The 21993-nt window shown below is 62.4% G+C and carries 17 protein-coding genes; 2 read left to right on the forward strand and 15 right to left on the reverse strand.

The window, feature by feature from the left end; translation table 11 throughout:
* Positions 1-3 precede the first annotated feature (3 nt).
* The 10 genes from KHA73_RS00260 to KHA73_RS00305 form a co-directional block, all read right to left on the reverse strand.
* Positions 4-603 carry a KpsF/GutQ family sugar-phosphate isomerase gene (locus KHA73_RS00260; protein WP_234587316.1) on the reverse strand — a complete coding sequence of 200 codons (600 nt, stop codon included), beginning with the start codon at positions 601-603 and terminating at the stop codon, positions 4-6.
* Positions 603-2240, reverse strand: a complete 1638-nt coding sequence (locus KHA73_RS00265) for an FGGY-family carbohydrate kinase (protein ID WP_234587317.1) — start codon at positions 2238-2240, stop codon at positions 603-605. Before KHA73_RS00265 ends, KHA73_RS00260 begins: the two co-directional genes overlap by 1 nt.
* A gap of 30 nt (positions 2241-2270) precedes the next feature.
* Positions 2271-3224 (reverse strand): ABC transporter permease, encoded by a 954-nt coding sequence (locus KHA73_RS00270; RefSeq protein ID WP_234587318.1) that lies wholly within the window; start codon positions 3222-3224, stop codon positions 2271-2273.
* A 1-nt stretch (position 3225) separates the two neighbouring features.
* Positions 3226-4215, reverse strand: a complete 990-nt coding sequence (locus KHA73_RS00275) for an ABC transporter permease (RefSeq protein ID WP_234587320.1) — start codon at positions 4213-4215, stop codon at positions 3226-3228.
* Positions 4208-5707, reverse strand: a complete 1500-nt coding sequence (locus KHA73_RS00280; protein WP_234587322.1) for a sugar ABC transporter ATP-binding protein — start codon at positions 5705-5707, stop codon at positions 4208-4210. The genes KHA73_RS00275 and KHA73_RS00280 overlap by 8 nt, the downstream gene beginning before the upstream one ends.
* A 149-nt stretch (positions 5708-5856) precedes the next feature.
* On the reverse strand, positions 5857-6843 hold the full coding sequence (locus KHA73_RS00285) for an autoinducer 2 ABC transporter substrate-binding protein (RefSeq protein WP_234587324.1): 987 nt from the start codon (positions 6841-6843) through the stop codon (positions 5857-5859).
* 329 nt (positions 6844-7172) lie between these two features.
* Positions 7173-8516 (reverse strand): NADP-specific glutamate dehydrogenase, encoded by a 1344-nt coding sequence (gene gdhA, locus KHA73_RS00290; protein ID WP_234587325.1) that lies wholly within the window; start codon positions 8514-8516, stop codon positions 7173-7175.
* Positions 8517-8711: 195 nt separating this feature from the next.
* Positions 8712-9155: a universal stress protein UspA gene (uspA, locus tag KHA73_RS00295; RefSeq protein WP_234587326.1), complete on the reverse strand. Its 444-nt coding sequence runs from the start codon at positions 9153-9155 to the stop codon at positions 8712-8714.
* 257 nt (positions 9156-9412) lie between these two features.
* Positions 9413-10321, reverse strand: coding sequence for a LysR family transcriptional regulator (locus tag KHA73_RS00300; RefSeq protein WP_234587328.1), 909 nt, complete (start codon positions 10319-10321; stop codon positions 9413-9415).
* A 165-nt stretch (positions 10322-10486) separates the two neighbouring features.
* Complete coding sequence (locus KHA73_RS00305) at positions 10487-11260, reverse strand: SDR family oxidoreductase (protein ID WP_234587330.1); 774 nt, start codon at positions 11258-11260, stop codon at positions 10487-10489.
* Positions 11261-11695: 435 nt separating this feature from the next.
* On the opposite strand from KHA73_RS00305, the gene uspB reads away from it, so the two are divergent.
* Entirely contained in the window at positions 11696-12031 is a 336-nt protein-coding gene (gene uspB, locus KHA73_RS00310; protein ID WP_234587332.1) for a universal stress protein UspB, read from the forward strand.
* Positions 12032-12108: 77 nt separating this feature from the next.
* Here the strand turns inward: uspB and pitA are convergent, their stop codons facing one another.
* Complete coding sequence (pitA, locus tag KHA73_RS00315) at positions 12109-13611, reverse strand: inorganic phosphate transporter PitA (RefSeq protein WP_234587333.1); 1503 nt, start codon at positions 13609-13611, stop codon at positions 12109-12111.
* A gap of 301 nt (positions 13612-13912) precedes the next feature.
* Here pitA and KHA73_RS00320 point away from each other — a divergent pair, with 301 nt between their 5' ends.
* The gene (locus KHA73_RS00320; protein WP_234587334.1) at positions 13913-15115 is read left to right on the forward strand and encodes a BaiN/RdsA family NAD(P)/FAD-dependent oxidoreductase; all 1203 of its coding nucleotides are present in this window, start codon (positions 13913-13915) and stop codon (positions 15113-15115) included.
* Between the two features lie 10 nt (positions 15116-15125).
* Here KHA73_RS00320 and KHA73_RS00325 read toward each other — a convergent pair whose 3' ends face one another.
* From KHA73_RS00325 to KHA73_RS00340, 4 genes are all read right to left on the reverse strand, one after another.
* Entirely contained in the window at positions 15126-15542 is a 417-nt protein-coding gene (locus KHA73_RS00325; RefSeq protein WP_234587335.1) for a VOC family protein, read from the reverse strand.
* A 77-nt stretch (positions 15543-15619) separates the two neighbouring features.
* Complete coding sequence (locus KHA73_RS00330) at positions 15620-17767, reverse strand: virulence factor SrfC family protein (protein WP_234587337.1); 2148 nt, start codon at positions 17765-17767, stop codon at positions 15620-15622.
* Positions 17764-20709, reverse strand: coding sequence for a virulence factor SrfB (locus KHA73_RS00335; protein ID WP_234587339.1), 2946 nt, complete (start codon positions 20707-20709; stop codon positions 17764-17766). Before KHA73_RS00335 ends, KHA73_RS00330 begins: the two co-directional genes overlap by 4 nt.
* Positions 20709-21881, reverse strand: coding sequence for an SrfA family protein (locus KHA73_RS00340; RefSeq protein WP_234587341.1), 1173 nt, complete (start codon positions 21879-21881; stop codon positions 20709-20711). The genes KHA73_RS00335 and KHA73_RS00340 overlap by 1 nt, the downstream gene beginning before the upstream one ends.
* Positions 21882-21993 lie beyond the last annotated feature (112 nt).

Consider the following 21993-nt stretch of genomic DNA (forward strand, 5'->3'; position numbering starts at 1 on the left):
CCTTCAGCGTTCCTCGCGCAAACTTTTCCCCACGTCGCCGCCCGGGTGCACCGCCAGCAGGGTTTCCTTGCCGTAGCCGCTGCGTTCCATCAGGCAGGCGCAGGCGGCGTCGAAAATCGCCAATACCAGCACGATCGAGGTGGTCGCCAGCATGTTCAGCGGATCTATCTCGTTTTTCACCCCGGTGGCGATGGTCAGCCGTGCCGCCTGCGCGATGGCGGAGGCGGGGTTTTCCGTCACCGCGATCAGCGGCACCCCTTTGGCCTGCAGCGTCGGCAGCAGGCGGGTCAGTTCGTCGGAATTGCCGCCGCGCGAGATAAGGATCAGCAGATCGTCACTGCGCAAAAACCCCAGGTCGCCGTGCGCCGCGTCGGTGGCGTCGAGGTAGGCCGCCGGCCGCTCCACGCAGGCCAGCATATGGGCGATTTTACGCGCCGCAATGCCCGAGGTGCCGACGCCGGTGACGGCGATTTTGCCGCGGCACTCCGCCAGCTGCGTCAGCAGCCGTTGCCAGGTCTGCGCGTCGAGGCGATCGCCGAGCTGCGCCAGTTCGCGGCTGTAGGTTTCCCATCCCTGAACGGCGCGTTGCCATTCCTGCTGCATCAGGCGTCCTCCTGCATCAGTTGGCGGTATTTCATATGGTCGTTGTACAGCTCATGGAATACCCGGTATTTGCGGTCGTAGTAGCTTTTGATCTTGTTGGTCTGCGGCGTGACCGTCTTGCCGATGCGGCTCATGGCGCTCATCGCTTCCGGCAGGGTGTCGAATACGCCGGCCGCCACGGTGCCCATCATGGCGCCGCCCAGCAGCATCGCTTCGCTTTCCTCCGGCAGCAACATGGCGCAGCCGGTGGCGTTGGCGTGCTCCTGCACGAAGATCGGGTTCTTGGTGCCGCCGCCGCTGGCCATGATGGTGTCGATGCTGTAGCCGCTGTGGTTCATGGTCTCGATGATGTGGCGGGTGCCGAGCGCGATGGCCTGAATGGTGGCCAGGTAGTGCAGCGCCATGTCTTCCGGGGTGCGCGACAGCTTCAGCCCGGTCAGGGTGCCGGTCAGCGTCGGGTTGGCGCGCGGCGAGCGGTTGCCGTGGAAGTAGGGCAGCATGTGGATGTCCTGGGTGAGGAAGGCGATGTCCTCCGGCTCGCCGGCCATGCGGCGCAGAATGGCGTTCAGCGCCTCATAGATGGTCTGCCCCTGGGTTTTCGCCTGCGCCAGCAGATCCTGGTAGCAGGGGTGCGACTGGATCACGTGGTCGATCAGCGCGCCGGTGGCCGACTGGCCGCCTTCGTTGAGCCAGTATTCCGGCAAAATAGCCGAGTAGTAAGGCCCCCAGACGCCGCCGATAAAGCGCGCGGTGCGCGACATCGCCATATGGCCGGTGGAGGTGCCGCCGATCAGCGCCACGCGGCGGTTGAAATCGGCCACCTCGCCGGAAACGCCGGTGGCCCCCAGGGTGCCGAGGGTGCCGGCGTGGGCGTCGATAATCGACACGCTGACCGCGGTGCCGGCAATCAGCCCCATCTCGCCGGCGGCGCGCTGGGTCAGGCCGTGGCCCAATGGCTCGCCCATCATCTTAACGTCGCTGCCGATCTTGGCGGCGTCGTGCTCCAGCAGGTCTTCCAGACCGATCTGCCGGAAGTAGCTTTTGTCCCAGCGCTGCTCGTGGCCGAGGTAGGTCCACTTGCACACCGTCGAACACAGCGAACGGGTGGCGTCCTGGGTGGCGCGCCAGGTGAGGAAATCCGGCAGATCGAACAGATAGCCGGCGTTGGCCCAGGTGGTGGGCATGTGTTGCTTCAGCCACAGCAGCTTCGGCGTTTGCATTTCCGGCGAAATGATGCCGCCGACGAAGTCCAGCACCCGGTGTTTGGTGGCGTTGATGCGTTCGGCCTGCACTATCGCCCGGTGATCCATCCACACGATGATGTTCTGCTCGGTGCGGCCGGACGGGCTGACGGTCAGCGGCTTGCCCTCTTTGTCGAGCACCACCAGCGAGCAGGTGGCGTCGAAGCCCAGCCCCTTGACCTGAATCGGGTTGATGTCGGCCTGATTGACCGCATCGCGCACCGCGTTGCACACCGCCTGCCAGATGTTGTCCGACGACTGTTCGACGAAATCGGCCTGCGGCCGGTACAGTTCGATGGCCCGGCTGGCCTGCCCGACCATGCGGCCGTTGAGATCGAATACGCCTGCGCGCGCGCTTCCGGTGCCCACATCTACGCCAATAAAATAGCTCGCCATTATTTTCTCCTAAAGGGTTGTGTCCGCAACCTAGCTTTTTCGATTCTGTAACGCGATAAACAGGATCAGCACGCCGCCCCACAGGGCCATGGTCAGATAGCTGCTGACGCCCAGCAGGTTGAGGCCGCTTTCCAGCATTTGCAGCACGATCAACGCCAGCACCAGCCCCAGGATGCGGCCGAAGCCGCCGTCCGGGTTAATGCCCCCCAGCACCGAGGCCAGAATGGTCACCAGCAGATAAGACTCGCCGTAGCCGGCCTTGGCCGAGTTGAACTTGGCCATCATCAACAGCGCGGCGCCCCAGCCGAGCAGCGCCGACAGGATATACACCGCCACCTGCACCCGGGCGGTATTCACCCCGCTGAAGCGGGTGGCCTGTTCGTTGGAGCCGATCAGATACAGGCTGCGCCCCAGCGTGGTGTGCTCCAGCAGCAGCCACAGGCCGACGGCCACCAGCAGGAACAGCAGCAGCGCCACCGGGATGCCCAGCACCGCGCCGTTGCCGAGAAACTGTATCGCCGCCGGGAAGCCGGAGATCACCGCGCCGTTGGACAGCAGGATGTTCAGGCCGGCGATCAGCGTCATGGTGCCGAGCGAGGCGAGGATCGGCGAAACGCCGACCCAGGCCACCAGCACGCCGTTGAGCGCGCCGATCGCCACCGCCACCAGCAGGCCGGCCAACAGCGCCAGCGCCAGGAACAGCGGCTGATCCGGGTGGCTGACGATAATCGCCGCCATCACCAGCGAACAGGCGTTGGCGCCGGCGATGATCGACAGGTTGATGCCGCCGGTCAGCATGGTGATGCCCATGCCGAGCGCCAGCATGCCGAGGATCGGCAGCTGCGAGGCGATCGACTGGAAGTTGCCGAGGCTGAAGAAGCGCGATCCGAGCAGCCCGGCGAACAGCAGCGCCACCGCGATGACGATCGCGCTCTGCAGGCGGATGATCCGATCGTTGGGGATCAGGCGGGTTAACTGCGTCATGCTATAGCTCCTTGACCAGTTTGCGTTTTTCGTTCCAGGCGGTGCTGCTGATGCTGATCAAAATGATCGCGCCGCTGAACACCTGGTGCCAGTAAGCCGAGACGCTGAGCAGCGTCAGCCCGTTCTGCAGGAAGGCCAGCAGCACTACCCCGAGCAGGGTGCCGGTCAGCGAGCCGCGGCCGCCGGTCATGCTGGTGCCGCCCAGCACCACCGCCGCCAGCACCGTCAGTTCGAAACCGAGCAGCGAGTTGGGGGCCACCGACTGGGTGATCTGCGCCTGCACCACCGCGGCGATTCCGGCTAAAATTCCCATGTAACCATAAACATAGAAGTGCAGCCGCAGCAGGTTCAGCCCCAGGCGCGACGCCGCATCGCGGTTGCCGCCCATGGCGTAGATCTGGCGTCCCAGCCGGGTGCGGTTCATCAGCACGCCGGTGACGGCAATCACCGCCAGCAGGCACAGCAGCGGCAGCGTCAGGCCGTAGTCATAGCCGTCGGCGCCCTGGAACGAGAACCAGTTGATGCCGTCCATAAACCAGTCCGGGAAGCCGTACAGCCAGGTGCCGTTGGTGGCGTACACCAGCAGGCCGTAGAACAGGTTGAGCGTGGCGATGGTGATGATGATCGCCGGCACCTTCAGCCAGTACACCAGGAAACCGTTCACCAGCCCCAGCAGCAGGCCGACGCCGATAGCCAGGGCGAACGCCAGCGGGAAGCCGCCGCCGTGCTGGATAACCCAGCTGGCCATCACGTACTGGGCGATGGCGGTGATCGCCGGGAACGAAATGTCGATGCCGCCGGCGATCAGCACCACGAACAGCCCGCAGGCCAGGATGCCGAGGATGGCGTAGCTGGTGGCGACGTCGGTCAGGTTGCCGAGCGTCAGAAACTCGTCGGTACCCAGGCCCAGGCCGACGGCCAACGCCAATACCAGCAGGCCGAGATAGAGCTCGTGCCGGCCGGCCAGGCGGGCCAATAATGACTTATCCATTCACCACCTCGGCGATCTGTTGTTCGGTACTCTGGTGCGGCGCAAATTCGGCGATCAGCTCGCCCTTGCGCATCACCATCACCCGATGGCTGTTGTAGTAGGCTTCCGGGATCTCGTCGCAGATCATCAGCACCGCCATGCCCAGCTGCGCCAGATCGCGGGCGATCTGGTAGATCCCCTCTTTGTTGGCGATATCCACCCCGACGGTCGGCGAGTCGAGGATCAGGATCTTCGGCTGCGTCGCCACCCATTTGGCGATGGCGATGCGCTGGGCGTTGCCGCCGGACAGGGTTTTCACCGGCAAAGCGCTGTCGGACACCTTGATGTTCAGATCGCGGATCAGCCGGTTGACCAGCTCGGTCGCTTTGGCGTGGTCCAGCAGGCCGAGCCGGGTGTGCAGCCGATCAAACACCGTGACGATGGTGTTGTCGTAGATCGATTGTTCCATGATCAGCCCCTGGGTCAGGCGATCTTCCGACACATAGCCGATGCCGTGGCGCACCGCTTCGCGGTTGTTGTGCAGCCGCACCGGTTGGCCGGCTACCCTGATCTCGCCGCTGTCCGGCCGGGTCATGCCGAACAGGCTGAGGCACAGCTCGGTGCGGCCGGCGCCCAGCAGCCCGACGATCGAGACGATTTCGCCGCCGCGCAGCGACAGGTTGACGTTGCGATACTTGTCGCGGCGGCTGAGGTTGCACACCTCCAGCAGCGGCGCCTTGTCGGCCGGCGGCTGCGCCGGCAGCGGGCTGTAGTGGAAGCGTTGGCCGGTCATCAGGAACGCCAGCTCGTGGCTGTCCAGCTCGCTGGCGGGCCAGGTGCCGACCAGCTTGCCGTCGCGCATCACGCTGATGCGGTCGGCGACCTCCATCACTTCGTCCAGCCGGTGGCTGACGAACACCACGCAGATGCCCGCCGCCTTCAGCTCGTTGACCACCCGCAGCAGGCCGTTGACCTCCTGGCGCGTCAGCGAGGCGGTGGGCTCATCCATGATAACCAGCCGCGCCTCGGCGGCGATGGCGCGGCAAATCGCCACCAGCTGCCGATCGGCGATCGACAGCTTTTCGACCTTCTTGTCGGGATCGATGCTCACGCCGACGCGCGCCATGGCGTCCAGCGCCGTCTGGCGCATTACCTGCTTGCGCACCCAGAAGTGGCCGCCGGGCAGATAGCGGTGGATGGCGATGTTTTCCGCCACCGTCAGGTTAGGGAATAACGACAGATCCTGATAAATCACCTGAATGCCGTAATGGCCGGATAGCTGCGGCGTCAGGGAATGGAATAATTTGCCTTCCAGCGAAATATTGGCGCCTTTTTCCGGCTGATAAACGCCGGAGATAATTTTTATGATGGTGCTCTTGCCGCAGCCGTTTTGCCCGGCCAGGCAGTGCACTTCGCCAATATTGAGCGTCAGGTTGATCTGGTCTAATGCCAGCACGCCGGGGAATCGCTTGCTGATATTCTCCAGAGTGATAAATGCAGGGGATGCGTTCATAACGTTAACCTGTGTTTGCATGGCGGCGGCACGCGCAGCCGCCATGGGGTATACCCTTCATCTTTCAGGCTGCGGCGTTGTCGGCTGCGGTTTGAAAGCTATTGGGCATAACTATTTTCCCGGTGTGGCTAATAAACAAACGGGTGAAATTAAAAGCCGAGCGATTTGGCGTTATCCTTGGTCACTTCCAGGATTTTATTAAACCGAATCACTTTGTGTTCCATATCGACATCGGCCTTGCCCAGGCCCTCGATCGACAGATCTTTGGTCACTTCCTTGCCCTGCAGCAATTGATCCGCCACCGTCACCAGCGCGTAGCCGGCATCTTTCGGATCCCACAGCAGCGCTTTCTTGATATCGCCGCGCATCAGGTAAGGCGCGGCCTGCGCCGGCATGGCGATGCCCACCACCGCAATCTTGTCCTTGGCGCGCTTCTTGGCCACCGCCTGGCCGGCGCCGATCGGGCCGAGCGAACCGAAGCCGATGATGCCCTTCATTTGCGGATAGGTTTTCATCAGGTCCAGCGTGGTGGCGTAGGATTTGTCGATGCTCTCGGCCACCGGCAGGCGTGAGGTGACTTCAAACATGTCCGGGTATTTGGCTTTCTGGTACTTGATGGCGGAATCGGCCCAGGCGTTGTGCAGCGGCACGGTCAGCGAACCCACGTAGATCGCGTAGCCGCCTTTGCCGCCCATGTCTTTCGCCAGCTCATCGACGTTGGCCTGCGCGTATTTCTCGCTGTCGATGGTTTCGATATCCCACTGGCCGATCTGTTGGTCAGGAGATTCATGGGTCAACACCACGATGCCTTTGTCGCGCGCCTTTTTCAGCACCGGCTCCAGCACCTTGGCGTCGTTCGGCACCACGATGATGGCGTTGACGTTTTTGGCGATCAGATCCTCAATCACCTTCACCTGCGCGGCCGGGTCCGGCGTGGAGGGGCCGGTCTGGTAGGCGTTGACGTCGAGCTTTTTCGCCGCCTCGTTCACGCCCACTTCCATGCGGTTGAACCACGGAATGCCGGTCACTTTGGCGACCACGGCAATCTCATACTTATCAGCGGCGAAAACAGGTGTTGTCGATAACATGCATGCAGAAACCACACATGCATTCAATAATGCGAGGTTAAATTTCATTCGCTGTACCTTTTCTTATCTGTAGGGGTGGTGGTTTTTCCACCAAGGCAGATTACAAAGGAATGGAAGAGGGAGCGTAGCCGAAGTTAACATAATGTGATCTGCGCACATTCAGGTAAAATAATGGCGGTTTTAATGTTAATTAAATGTTTAATAATTCACTGGTGGTAATTTTACCACGTTAAATTGCCTTTTATTTAACAAATAATTCCACATTTATTAACATTTAAATAACAATTTTGGATGGGGAATGTGGGAAAAAATGCCGGCACAGGGGCCGGCATTGAAGCATTTAACGGATGTGTGAACAAGATCACCTTGGCGAGGGGTTAGAGCACGCCCTGCGCCAGCATGGCGTCGGCCACCTTGACGAAACCGGCGATATTGGCGCCGTGCACATAGTGGGTTTGCTTGCCTTCACCGCCGTATTCCACACAGGCGTGATGAATATCCGCCATGATATGTTGTAAACGTACATCCACTTTCTCCGCCCGCCAGCCGATGCGCGCCGCGTTTTGCGCCATCTCCAACCCGGAGGTCGCCACGCCGCCGGCGTTGGCCGCCTTGCCCGGCGCGAACAGCACGCCGGCGTCGAGGAAGGCGTCGGTAGCCTGAATGGTGGTTGGCATATTGGCGCCTTCCGCCACCGCTTTCACCCCGTTGCGGATCAGCATTTGCGCGGCCTCAAGATCCAGTTCGTTCTGGGTGGCGCACGGCAGGGCGATGTCCACCGGCACGCTCCACGGCTGCCGGCCGGCCAGGTAGGTCAGACCGCGTTCGCGGGCGTAATCTTCCACCCGGCCGTAGCGCTGGTTTTTGATCTCGGCCAGATGCGCCAGCTTCTCGGTGGTGAAGCCGGCCTCGTCGACCAGCGTGCCGCCGGAGTCCGAGACGGTAATGACCCGCGCGTCCAGCTCCAGCGCTTTTTCGATGGTGTACTGCGCCACGTTGCCGGAGCCGGACACCGCCACCCGCATGCCCTCAAAGCCCAGCCCGTGACGCTGCAGCATGGCGTCGGTGAAATACACCAGGCCATAGCCGGTGGCCTCGGGGCGGATCAGGCTGCCGCCGAAGGACAGCCCCTTACCGGTAAACACGCAGGCGGTATTGTTGGAAAGCTTCTTCATCATGCCGGTCATAAAGCCGACCTCGCGGCCGCCGACGCCGATGTCACCGGCGGGCACGTCGGTGTCCGGCCCCAGGTGGCGGTAAAGTTCGGTCATCAGCGCCTGGCAGAAACGCATGATTTCGGCCTGGCTTTTGCCTTTGGGATCGAAATCGGAGCCGCCTTTGCCGCCGCCCATGGGCAGAGTGGTCAGCGCATTCTTGAAGGTTTGCTCAAAGCCGAGGAATTTCAGAATCGACAGGTTCACCGACGGATGGAAGCGCATGCCGCCCTTATAGGGACCGATGGCCGAACTGAACTGCACGCGCCAGGCGCGGTTGACCTGCACCTGGCCGCGATCGTCCACCCAGCTGACGCGGAACTGGATAACGCGCTCCGGCTCCACCAGGCGTTCCAGCAAGGCCTGTTCGCGATAATGCGGGTTGCGTTCGATAAACGGCCACAGCGAGGTGAACACTTCTCTTACCGCTTGCAGATATTCAGGCTGGTGGGGGTTGTGGCGCTGCAGTGTGGACAGGAAAGACTCTACCGATACGGCATATTCCATGGATTAGCTCCTTTTGGCATTAAGTGTCCCCCCGCTTTTTTTATAGATATGGGTATAGGCGATGTCCGGGGGAGTGATGTTGTGTCTTTAGCGACTATATCACCGGAGGGCGGTTGATTATCAAGCAATTAATTGGCGGGCAGAATGAAAAACGCCCGCGGCGGGCGGGCGTTGACGGGCAAAGTGAGCGGGTGCTTACTCTTTATCTTCGTCTTCATCGCGCAGCGGCACGATCAGCATATCGATGTGCACGGTGTTGATCAGCTGGCGGGCGGAGGACATCAGCTTGCTCCAGAAGTCCTGGTGGTGGCCGCACAGCACCAGGTCCATATCGTATTTCTTGATGGCGTCAACCAGCACCTGCGCCAGATCGCCGCTGCCGCTCAGGGTTTCGGTAATCGGGTAGCCGGCATTTTGCGACAGCTCGGTCAGGGCCTGGTGGGTTTCCTCGGAAATGCGTTTTTGCATATCGCCAAGGTTGACGTCGATCAGGCCGGTGTAGAGGTCGGAATAGTTGACATCGACGTGGATCAGGGAAACTTTGGCGTTGTACGGGCGCGCCATGGATACGGCTTTTTCCACCAGAATTTTACTTTCGGGGGAGAGGTCTACCGCAATCAGAATATGTTTGTAAGCCATGAGAATACTCCTTCCAAAATACTGCCGATTAAAGGGTTAGCAGGCACCAGCCTGGTACTTTTGTTTCATAGTATCATTTGGATAACATAATGATATGTTGGGGCGATCACACTGCGCCGCATCAATAAACCTTATCACTTCGACACTTTCAGTTTTCCCCCCGTCCGCCGGGAAAACCTATTGGTAATGCGACGTTGCGCGGCCTGACCGCTTGAATTATAAGCATTCTTAAACAGAGTATAGTCCCAAATGGGTCATCAGCGTTCCAGATGCGGCCGCATCAGGCTTTCGAACCAGGCGTGAAAAACGGCCAGGCGGCGCGAACGCTGGCGGCGATGGGGGTAAATGAGCGAGACAGGCATAGAGGCGGCGCGGTAGCCGGGCATGACTTCCAGCAGTTCGCCGGCGTCGAGCAGGTGCTGTACGTCGAAGCGTGGGATCTGAATCAGCCCCAGCCCGGCCAGGCAGCAGGCGATGTAACTTTCGGCATTGTTGACCACCACCTGGCTGGGCAGATCTAGCCGGTGGGTATGGCCGTCGCCGGCCACATATTCCCAGGGCGAATCGCGGCCGGTTTTGGGCGAGGCGTAACCGACGCTCCAGTGGCCATCGGCCAGATCGGCGGGGCCGGCGGGTTGGCCATATTCGCTCAGATAGGCGGGGCTGGCGCAGTTGATCAGCGCAATGTGGCCGAGCGCGCGCACCACCAGGCTGCTGTCATGCAGGTGGCCGACGCGCACCGCGCAATCCACCCCTTCCTGCACCAGATCGATGGCGCGATCGGCAGAGCCCAGCACCAGCTGCAAATGCGGGTGGCGCCGCAGCAGCCCGGGCAACGCCGGCGCGATTAAACGGCGGGCGATGCGGCTGGGCACGTCGACGCTGAGCCGGCCGGCGGCCTGGCGCTGGCTGGTCTGGAACGATTGATCGATATCTTCCACTTCGGCCAGCAGCGGGCGCAGCCGCTCGATCAGCTGTTCCCCATCGGCGGTCAGCCGTACCTGCCGCGTGGTGCGGTGCAGCAGGCGCACCCCCAGCTGCGCTTCCAGCTGTTGAACGGCGGCGGAAACCGAGGCGCGCGGTATCTCCAGGGCATTGGCCGCCTTGATGAAGCTGCCCATTTCCGCCACCTGGACGAAAACGCGGTATTGGTTGAATCTGTCCATATCTCTGACCTGCATTATCCTTAGCGCTGTGTGGGGCTGAGCGCATCGCCGCCCTCGTTGAGAGTGTAGCGCCACCGACAGATCCTGAACGGCAAGATTTTACCCACCGGCGAACGGCGGGTGAAAGGAAGGGGTGAATGCGGGCGCCGGGCAGCGCCGCGCGATTTATTTGGTGGTGTAGCCGCCGTTAATCAGAATGGTCTGGCCGGTGATCCACCAGCCGTCGCTCACCAGGTGGCGAATCAGCGGCACTACGTCTGCGATGTCGGTCAGGCCGGTTTTACTGAAGGGGGAAAGGGCCGCCGCGCTCTGGTGATAGGCCACCGCATCGGCGCCTTCGGCCGGGTAGAAGAACGGCGTATCCATTGGGCCGGGGCCGATAGCGGTCACTGAAATGCCGCGTTCGCCAAATTCTTTGGAGGCCGCGCGGGTGAAGTGCTCAACCGGCGCCTTGGTGCCGGCATAGGCCGAATAAAACGGCGTATAGGCGCCCAGCAGAGAAGTGACGAGCGTACAGATCTTGCCGTTGTCGTTCAGATGCTTGCCGGCCTCTTTAAGGAAGAAGAACGCCGTTTTGGCGTTGACCGCCGTCATCTCGTCGTATTCGGCCTCGCTGATTTCCGTCATCGGTTTTTTGAGCACTTTGCCGACGGTATTGATGGCGATGTCCGGTTTGCCGACGGCGGCGATGGCGTCGGCAAACAGTTTTTCTACCGCGCCTGCGGTGGTCAGATCGGCCTGCAGCGCGAGCGCCTGCGCACCGGCGGCCTGAACGGCGGCGACGGTTTTATCCGCTTCGGCTTGGCTGGCGGCGCTGTTGTAGTGAATGACGACGGCCTTCGCGCCCTGTTCGGCCAAATCGCGCGCGATCAGCCCGCCGAGGTTTTTGGCGCCGCCGGCGATGAGGACGGTTTTTCCTTTGATTGAATGGTTGGCCATAACAGTTTCCTTGGGTGCTGGTGAATGTAACGGAAACCTGAGTCTAGCCAGCGTTGGACGAAAGATCAGCGGCGTGGGGCGGGATAGACTATCCAGGAAAAACGACTAATCACGGACAGGGTTATCACTTATAACGCTTCGGTAGATGACAAATCGGCGCGTTGCGGTAAATTTTATCTACTGCTCAGGCCAGTTTGCGTTTCATTAACCTACAATGATGAATATGGGCCTTACCATTTCTCTTCTGAGTGGGATTGTGCGGCTGTGCCGTTGGCATAGCCATGAGCCGCCTGCAAAGGCTGTGGGTGATGTGCGTGGCCCGTGCGGTGCAAAAGGGGATGGGAGCGGTATGCTCCAGCAAAGTATTGGGTATAGGTAGTAGGGCGGTTGGACCCGGCGGATGGCCGCGGATAACAACGCCTTGAGGGGGCTATCATGATCAGTACCGTCGCGCTGTTTTGGGCTTTATGTGTGGTGTGTGTGGTAAACATGGTGCGGTATTACTCTTCTCTGCGCGCGCTGCTGGTGGTGCTGCGCGGCTGCGACCCGCTGCTGTATCAATATGTCGACGGCGGCGGTTTCTTTACCGCCCACGGGCAGCCCAGCAAGCAGCTTAGGCTGGTGCGCTATATCTTTGCGCAGCGCTATGTCGAACACCACGATCCGGAATTTATTCGCCGCTGCGAGCGGGTGCGCGGGCAGTTTATGCTGACCTCGGCGCTGTGCGGCCTGGTGGTGGTCAGCCTGATTGCGCTGATGATTTGGTATTGATTTCGCCTGCTTCCTCTGAGCGACAGGCACAAAAAAGGCGGCCATCCCGGGCCGCCTTTTTTTATGCCGTCAACCGCTTAAATGAACTTCAGCGCCAGCCAATACAGGCCGCCGGAGAGCAGAATCGAGATAGGCAGGGTCAGTAACCAGGCCAACAGGATGTTCTTCACGGTTTTGCTTTGCACGCCGCCGCCGTCCACGATCATCGTCCCGGCAACCGCCGAAGAGAGCACGTGGGTGGTGGAGACCGGCATGCCGGTGTAGCTGGCCACGCCTATCGACAGCGCCGCGGTCATCTGGGCCGACACGCCCTGAGCGTAGGTCATGCCTTTTTTGCCGATCTTCTCGCCGATGGTGGTGGCGACGCGTTTCCAGCCGACCATGGTGCCGAGCGACAGCGCCAGAGCGACAGCGACGATGATCCACATCGGCGCATACTCAACGGTTTGCAGCAGGTCCTGACGCAGGTTCTTCAGGAAGCGCTGGTCAGCCGCAGAGGTTTCCGGCAGTTTGGCGACCTTGTCCGCAGTGTCGGTGACGCACATCAGCAGGCGGCGCAGGTGGCTGCGCTGTTCTACCGTCAGTTGGTCATAGCTCTGCAGATTGTTCAGCAGGCCCTGCGTCAGTTCAATCGCCGGCATGGCGCGGGAGCTGTCGCAGTGGAATTCGGTCGGCTGGTTCGGCGCAGTAACGTCGTCCGGGCTTGGCACCAGCGGCGTCAGGGACACCACGTGTGACAGCGCGTCGCCGTGCTGCTGGTAATATTGCTGCAGGTGAGTCACGGCATCCCGCGTACGGGTGATGTCATAACCTGTTGCATTCATATTGACCACGAAGCCGGCCGGCGCAACGCCGATCAGCACCAGCATAATCAGGCCGATGCCTTTCTGGCCGTCGTTGGCGCCGTGCGAGAAGCTGACGCCAATCGCCGACAAGATCAGCGCGATACGGGTCCAGAACGGCGGCTTGCGTTTGCCGTCGAGCTTTTCACGTTCCGCAGGGGTCATATGGATACGCTGGCGTTTCTTGGTGCCGCTCCAATAGCGGCGCAAGGCGAACACCATCAGCCCGGCGACCATCATGCCGACCAGCGGCGAGATGAGCAATGACAGGAAAATACCAATCATTTTCGGGACGTTAAGCGCATCCACCACCGAAGTGTGGGTCATCAGGGCGTTGGTTAAACCGACACCGATGATTGCGCCAATCAGCGTATGGGAGCTGGAGGCCGGCAGGCCGAAATACCAGGTGCCGAGGTTCCAGATAATCGCCGCCAACAGCATGGAGAACACCATGGCTAATCCGTGTGCTGAACTGACGTTCAACAACAGATCGGTAGGCAGCAGGTGGACAATGGCGTAAGCAACGCTCAAACCGCCGAGCATCACGCCAAGAAAGTTGAACAAGCCCGCCATTACGACCGCAAGTTGCGAACGCATGGCACGGGTATAAATTACTGTAGCAACCGCATTGGCCGTATCATGAAAGCCGTTGATGGCTTCATAAAACAACACGAACAACAATGCGAGAATTAACATCAGGCCGGTATGGAAATCCAGGCCAGCGAACAAATGCAGCATAAGCGTTACGCCAGGTTTGTGGACATGAACGCCGCGCATTATCAGTGACAACCGTGCCCGGGGAAAAGGAAAATATGACGTTTTTTTGATTTAGATATGACGAATTGATGTCGGTGGCATGACAAACATATTTAGTATCAGTGCGTTATGCTCATCTGACCTCTGTAATATTTTCTTACTATGGCGTTGGCGGCGCAGGGGCTTTACAATCAGCCGCCGTAAATTTAGCGGTTACCGGTCGCGATTCGGCGCAATATGGCGCTCTTTTGTCGCGATTGTGGTTTTGATAAGTGAGGCTCAGGTGGAACAGTTTGATGTCGTGGTAATAGGTGCGGGCGCCGCGGGCATGTTTTGCGCCGCACAGGCGGGGCAGCTCGGCTGCCGGGTGCTGCTGCTCGACAACGGCAAAAAACCGGGGCGCAAAATCCTGATGTCCGGCGGCGGGCGCTGCAACTTCACCAATATGTACGCCGAGCCGGCGGCCTACCTGTCGCACAACCCGCATTTTTGCAAATCTGCGCTGGCGCGTTATACCCAGTGGGATTTTATCGATCTGATTAACCGCTACGGCATCGCCTACCATGAAAAAACGCTGGGCCAGCTGTTCTGCGACGACTCTGCGCAGCAGGTGGTCGAACTGCTGGTCAAGGAGTGCGAACTGGGCCAGGTGACGACGCGCCTGCGCAGCGAAGTGCTGGGCGTAGAAAAAACCGAACAGGGTTTCGAGCTGGCGCTGAATGGCGTAAAAGTAAGTACTCGCTCACTTGTGGTGGCCAGCGGCGGTCTTTCGATGCCGGGGCTGGGCGCTTCGCCGTTCGGCTATAAGCTGGCGGAGCAGTTTGGCCTGAAAGTCTTGCCGACGCGCGCCGCGCTGGTGCCTTTTACTCTGCATAAACCGCTGCTGGAGCACTTGCAGACGCTGTCCGGCGTCTCGGTGCCGGCGGTGATCACCGCCGAAAACGGCGTCAGCTTCCGCGAAAGCATCCTGTTCACCCACCGCGGGCTGTCTGGCCCGGCGGTGCTGCAGCTTTCCAGCTACTGGCAACCTGGCGAGTATGTGAGCGTTAACTTACTCCCTGCGCTGGATCTGGCGGGGTTCCTTGAGGAACAGCGTCAGGCGCACCCGAACCAAAGCCTGAAAAACACGCTGGCGCTGCACCTGCCGAAGCGGTTGGTGGAATGCCTGCAGACGCTGGGGCAACTGCCGGAGGCGACGCTGAAGCAGCTGAACCCGGCGCAGCAGGCGGCGCTGGTGGATACCCTGCAGAACTGGCGGGTGCAGCCGAACGGCACCGAAGGTTACCGCACTGCGGAAGTGACGCTCGGCGGCGTCGACACCAAAGAGCTGTCTTCCAAAACCATGGAGGCCAACAAGGTGCCGGGCCTGTACTTTATCGGCGAAGTGGTGGATGTGACAGGGTGGTTGGGCGGTTATAACTTCCAGTGGGCCTGGAGCTCGGCCTGGGCCTGCGCGCAGGCGCTGGCGACGTCTGCGGACAGCTAACAACCATTACTTACGCCTGCGCCGCCGGCCCTTTCAGCTCCACGTGATTGCCGTCCGGATCGGTGAAGTAAATGGACGGCCCGTCGCCTTCTGCGCCGTATCGCGACTCGGCGGGAGCCGCGCCGATCCCCTGCGCCTGCAAATATGCCAGCAGTTCGCCTTCGTTGAAAGGCTCGATACGCAGGCAGAAGTGGTCAACGTTCTGCTGCCGGGCATCGGGATGCATGCCGCCTTTTTTTCCCAGCACGCCGTCGACGTCGACCAAATCAATCATGGAAACGCCGGCGCGCAGGTGCACCAACCCCAGGTCGGGGCGCCGTCTGGCGATCTCGCAGCCCAGTATCTGGGTATAAAATTGAATGCTTTTTTCCAGGTCACAGACGCGCAGTACGATGTGATCGATTTTCTTCAGGCTGAATGGGCGCATGGTTTTATCCTCGGGCGGAAGCGTAATTAATCAGCATAATAGGCATCCCCCGATTTATCCTGGCCCGCCTGAATTTGTCAGGCGCCGTCCGCGTCGCAAATCCTTGCCACAATTTCCGCCAGCGTTGCGCGCGCCGCTGCCTCGAGCGCCGGGGCCGCCGCCGCATTCTCCGCCAGCAGCGCCTGCAGGCCGACCAGCCAGTCAAAGATATAAAAGGCGGCGTTTTTCGCCGGGGTGGGCGCCAGCCTGGCCAGCCGCTGCCGGTTGCCCCAGTCCACCGCGGGCTGCGGCGGCGGGGTAAAGATCGGATGGCCGTGGTTGACGCGGCTGGCGGGGCGCAGCGCCGCATCGCGCCGCTGGAACCCCAGCCAGGCGACGAAATCGCCCAACACAGTCAGCGCCTGGCCGATCTGGCGATCCTCACCCTGCTCCGGCAAGGTTTCGTTCGCCAGTGCGCGTTCCAGCGCTTCGGCTATCTGCAGCCGGCAGGCGGCGTTGATCAACGCATCGGCCAATATCTCCAGGTGCGGTTTATCGACGCCCAGCAGGGCCAACAGTTGGGGATTGTCCGGCAGGTTGCGCAGGTGGTTGACCCAATCCGCGAACGCCCGCCGGGCAAACGTTGAACGGCCATGCCCCAGCGGTGCGGCCCCGGTGGAACTCACCTCGCTGAACAGATCGATCTCAGGATCGAACGCCGGGGCGGCAGCCGGCGCGGGAGCAGCGTGCCGGTGCTGTGCGAACAGCTGCCGCAGCCTGTCGCGCTGCGGCAGCAGCCATTCCAACAGTTCGCCGTGCGCGCCGGCCCGGGCCTGAAGGGCGCGTAGCAGAGGCCCGGCGCGCTGCGGATCCCCGGCGGTGAGCCAGTTGCCGAGCAGGCTGTCGCTCAGTTCGCGCCGCAGCTCCTGCCGCAGCTCAACAATGCGCGCCTGTTTCAAGGCCGGGTGCGCCTGCGCCGCCAGATACTCCACCATGCGGCGGCAGTCGCGTTCGTCCATCGCCAGCAGCGTGGCCCAGCTGTCGCCGGGCTCGCCGACGCCGCGTTGCACGGCGTCGTCGGGGCGCCGTTTCTCCCGGCGGTGCGCATCGAACGGCGTAACCGCCCAGATTAAGCCGGGCCGGCGGCGGCTGCGCAGTTGCGCGCTCTGCCCCTGAGTCTGTGTGACCCAATATCCGAGCGCCTGGCCTACCCGGCCGGCGTCCTGCGGCGTAGCGGCCGCATCGGTAATGAGCAGCAGATTGGCGTGCAGGGCGTCGGCGCAGCTAATCAGCAGCTCGGCGCGTTTGGCCTGCTGCAGGCGCACCAGCGGCTCAGCGTCCGGGCAGTGGCTGCCGGCGGGAATATCGAGCAGCTCAACATCGCTGGGCAAACCGGTGGGCAAAGCGGTGGCGACCTCGGCGGCCAGCCACGCCAGGTCGGCCAGCGGGATCTCAATCCTCGCGCCGCTTTCCGTCAGCAGATCGACCTTGATCTCGTTGGGCGCGGCAACGGCCAGCGGATCCAACAGGCGGCGCGGGGCCTGCACCCGCTCGCTGCAGCCCAGGGCGTGCAGGCTGTGCGCCAGTTGGCGGTAGCGGGCGGTCAGCGCCGTATCTTCCCCCCACAGCGGTGCAAACAGGCGGGCGCGATCGTCAATGCTCAGATACGGCGCCAGCGCGACGGCCTGCGGCCAAAAAAGCCGATCCAGCGCTTGCTGCCATTGGCCGCCGTGGCGGCGCAGGCCGTCCCACAGCGCCAACACGGCGTTGCTGTCCATACCGTCGATGGCCATGGGCTGGCGGTGGCGTTCCAGCGCCTGCAGGTGAGCGGCTATCGCACGCGCATCGCCATCCGGGCGGAAGCCGCCCATGAGTGCGGCGCCGATCGTCATGGAGAGCAGCCGGGCTTCGTCGAGCAGCCTGACGGCGATCGGGTAAGCGGGCGGCGGGGCGGTGCTCATCGAGCAATAGCGCACCCTCAGCGCGGCGTCTCCGCCCAGCAGCTCGGCGCCGGGCGCCAGCGCCGCCAGCAGGTGGCTTTTGGCGGCGGCGTTATGGCCATAGAGACCGATGGCGGCAGGCCGGCGTGCGGCGTGCTCCAACAGCGTTGCCCGGTTGTAGCAGCGGCGCAAACGCAGCGTCAGGTTGTCGGCCTCCCGTTCCAGGCGCGGGCACCCTTGCCGCGTTGCGGCCACCCAGTCTATCGCCTGCACAATGTCGCCACTGAGGCCCTTGATCGTTTTCATCTGGTATAAATGCTCCCGCTGTCTATCCAGTAATGGGTTGCGCCAGAGGCGCCGGCAGCCAGGGTATTGAGTTTCAGCTGCAGCTGGTGCGCGGGGACCGGGCTGCCGTCGCCCAGCAGGGCCTGCGCGATCTTAACGCCTTCGGCGCCGTATTGGCCGCTGCCGGTAATCGCCAGCCGCAGGCCGATCGTCGCATCGCCGGCCACCTTGCGCGCCAGCTGGGGATCGGTAATGGCGAGCGTGTACAGCGGCGAGGCGGGCCAGCGCTCGTTATCCAGCTGGCGGAACCCCAGGCGCAGCGGGCCGCGCAGCTGGAAGCCGCCGGAGGGATCCAGCGTAAAGTCGGCGCGATCCAGATCGATATCGCGATAATAGACGTTGTCGTCGGCCAGCATGTTATTGCCGTCCAGCATGCCCAGATGGCGAATGGTGGAATAAGGCTGAAAATCCCCGACGTTGAAATAAAAGCTCTCCAGGCGCAGATCGATCGCCAGCAGGCACAGCATGGCGCCCACGGCGGCGGTGGATTTGGGGTTGTCGATGCGGCCGCGTTTGTTAAACGGATACCAGCTGCGGGTGTGGTAGCCCTCCAGCGGTAAAATGCGGCTGGCGGGCAGCGGCTGCAGATGGCGCAGCAGCGCCTGAATGCCCGGGAAGCGCGCCGGGCGGCCGGTCAGCAACAGTACGTCGCAGGTGTACAGCGCCACCACCTCGCAGAGCAGGCGCAGGCAGTGGCCGATGCCGATCCGGTCGGACAGGAAGGCGGCGTGCAGAGCAGCCAGGCGGATCGCCAGCGGGGTATGCAGAATATCGAACTCGGTGACGCCCTCTTCACGCAGCACCTCGCCGTTGATAAAGGCCAGCACCTGCGGCGTGGGCGGTTGCGGCAGCAGCTCGCCGAGGTTGACGGCAATTTCCGCATGGGCGTCCAGCGGATCGTATTCCTCGTAGGCTGCCAACAGCGCACGCCCGGCGGGCATGAACATCTGCAGCGTGGCCTGCTGGCGCAGGGTGGAGAACCCGTCCATGCGGCCTTCGTTGCCGAACAGCTTATCCATCACCGCCGCCGGCGCGGCGACCCCGGCGTCTTCGAGCGCCTGCTGCACCGCAGGCAGGATAAACAGCCGAATGACGTCCAGCAGAATATCGTCGCCGGCGACCTTAAACCCTTCACGGAACAGCAGGCGCGGATTGATTTTGATGTTGTTGCCGACACCGTCATCCAACGCGTATTGGGTAATGGCCAGATCGGTGGTGCCGCCGCCGATGTCGATGGAGGCGATGCGCAAGGTTTTCCCCGGCTGTTCTCCCGGCGCCAACGGCCGATCCGGCCGGGCCATATTGGCGAAGAAGGCGTCGGTGCGGCCGGCGAAGTTCACCTGGGTTTCGTTATACAGATATACCATCTGGCCGCAGGTGGCCTCGTCCCATTCCAGGTGCACCTGCGGCACGGCAACGCGGGCGTGCTCACCGTCGAACGGCGCATCCTGCGGGTGCCAGCCCAGCGCCTTCCACACCAGGCCGATGGCTTCCTGCATGCGGCGGCGGAAAATTTCACGCTCCGGCTTGGGCATCGCCGAAGGCAGCGTCAGGATGATGGTGCGCAGGCGGCGCGGGGCGGCGGCGCTCGGCATTTTGCTGCGTTGGGCGGCGCTGTTGATCTGCATCAGCGCCTGCGCCAGCAGTTCGGTCAGCATCAGAGTCATTACCGCGCTGCGGCTGTAATGGGCGGCGAATACCGGCAGGCGTTCGGCCGCAGGCAGCGTGGATAACGGCACGCCTTCGTCGTTGATCAAGCTGGTCAGCGGCGCAGCGGCGGCCATCGGCTCCTGCGGGCTGTTGAAACGCCAGCCGGGGGCATAGCGTTCTTCGTCCCACAGATAACGGCGCGGGCTGGAAATGCCGGTGGCGCCTTCACTGCCCTGGCGCTGCTGCGCCAGCTGTACCGCCTCGCTGCCTACCCGGACGATTGAAGGCCAAACGAAAGCATCGTCGCGCCCGCTCTGGAACGAGAGGTTGGCTTTGCCAAACGAGGCCGCCGCGAACTCGACCCGGCTTTCGAACAGCTCGTTGTAAACCCGGTGTGGCGCGGACAGTGAACGCAGTTGCAGCTCGTAGGCCTGTTTCAGACCGTTGTTTTCTTCCGGGTGTTCCTCGGCCAGCACGCCGCAGGTGTGGGAATTGCCGACGTCGAGGATCAGATCGACGTTGATTGCCGGCTGTTGCCCCGCCGCGCCGACCATTTTTATCTGCGGCACCGCCAGCTGGTGGCCGAGCATGTGCAGCAGGTTGAGGTAGTGCGCCTGATACTCGAAGGTTTTCAACCCGGCGTGCAGCTCCGCCTCGCCGCGCTGTTCCAGAGCGGCCGCGCGCTGGCTGAAGGTTTCGCGCAGCCAGCCGTCCACCCAGGTCAGATCGAGGAACTCGCCCAGCTCATGGTTGCGGTGCGCCAGTGCGAAGTGCAGCCCGGTGGCGAGATCGCTCTCGCTCGGGGCTAATGCCTCCTGGCCCGGCGCGGCGATGCGGGTATCGAAGGCCAGCACCACTCGCAGCAGATTGCCGTCCCGATCCGGTTTGTCCAACCGCAGGATTTGCATGCGCGCCCAGTTATCCGGCCCGGCTAAACACACGCCGGACGGGGTGTGGCGGAACATCGGCAGCGGTAGCCAGGCGTTATCCAGCAGGCGCAGCGATTGCTGCAGCGGGTAGCTGAATTCCGGGCGCACCACTTCGGCGGCCTGCCCCGGTTGGGCGGGCAGCAGATATTTGCCGCCGTCGGCGTCCCATTGCAGCCGCAGCAGCGGGCCGCTCGCCGTCTGGCGGACAAACTTGCCCGGAAAATCGGCCTCCAACAGCGGCGTCAGGGCAAAGTCCAGAAACTGGATGCCGCTGTCCTGAATCAGCGTAACGGTCTGTTGATAGTCCGTGAGGGGTGCCAGCATCATTTACTCTCGCGCTTTAACGTTATGGGATAGACCCTGTCCGCATCGTAGCGGCCGCTGCATTCCGCCGGCCCCGCCTCGTTTTGCTTGCAGACGATTTCCGGTACGGGGTAGCGGCTGCCGTCGCTGCAGCGCGCTTTGCTGCGGCTGTTGATCACCAGGTTGCCTGACTGCATCAGCCCGGCCTCTACCGGCGCCCGGCAGCGGATAGCGCCGCCGTAGGTAATGCTGGCGGTGCCTTTGCCGCCGTTCAGCCGGTATTGCAGGCTGGGGCGTTTACCGGTGAGGGGATCCTTCAGCGCCACGGTGGCGCGCCAGTTGCCGTTGAGAAAACGGGTCGAACCGGCCTTGACCGCGTCGGCGGGCAGCACCAGCGAGTTTTTATCCGCCGGCGGCAGGGCCACCGGCGCGGGTGGCATCAGCGTCGCGTGCGCTAACGGCAGCTGCAGCCTGAACGCCGGCGCGGCGGGGCGTTCGGCAAGAGCCAACGGGGGCGACGCCGGGGCCGGTGCGGGAGGCGCGGCCGAACGGCTTAGCCAGCCGGCCACCGCCAGCAGGGCAATCAGCATCAGCGCGGGCAGCATAAAACGGCGCGGGCGGCGGCGCGGTGGCGCGGGCGGAACCGTTTCAGGCGCCGGTTTGGCCATGGGTTCCGCCACCGGACGCGGCGCCGGTTGCTCTGCCGGCGGTTCGGCTGGGCGCAGCCAGGCGAGAGGATCGTTTTGGCTCTGGGCCTGCGGCTTGATAAAGCCCCAAAAAGTCAGCACCGGTTTACCCTCGACCAGATAGACATGGTTTGGGTCGGGGATCTGCATCGCCTTGGCCAGCAGCGCGCCGAACAGCCGATGGCTGGGGTGAACGGAAGCCTGCGTCTGGGCGATCAGCGCATTGAAGGATTCCCGGCAACGTTCCAGCTGGCGCACGGCCTGCGCGCGCTGGGCATCGCTCGCCGCCAGCCAGGAAGTGACTTTTCCCGGGAAAGGGGCATACCAGTCGATGCGCGTACCGCTCTCGTTCGGTTGGGGGATCGCCAGGCAATCGGCGGCCGGTTGCAACTGGCGCAGACGCAGGGTTTCCCGCAGCTGCAGCGCACAGGCGTAGACCGGCTGGCCGTTTTCGCCTAATGCAAGCACGTCGTCCAAACTGCCACTGCGTAAAAAGGGTTTCACCATGGCAAAAAACCTTGTCCTGTTGTGCCAAACGCATAAACAGCCATGGTAACGCGCAATGCAAGCCGCCAAACGGCCAAGGACAGGCGTAAAAGCGCACTTCTTTTCCGCTATC

The organism is Serratia entomophila (assembly GCF_021462285.1).
Classification (GTDB): Bacteria; Pseudomonadota; Gammaproteobacteria; order Enterobacterales; family Enterobacteriaceae; genus Serratia; species Serratia entomophila.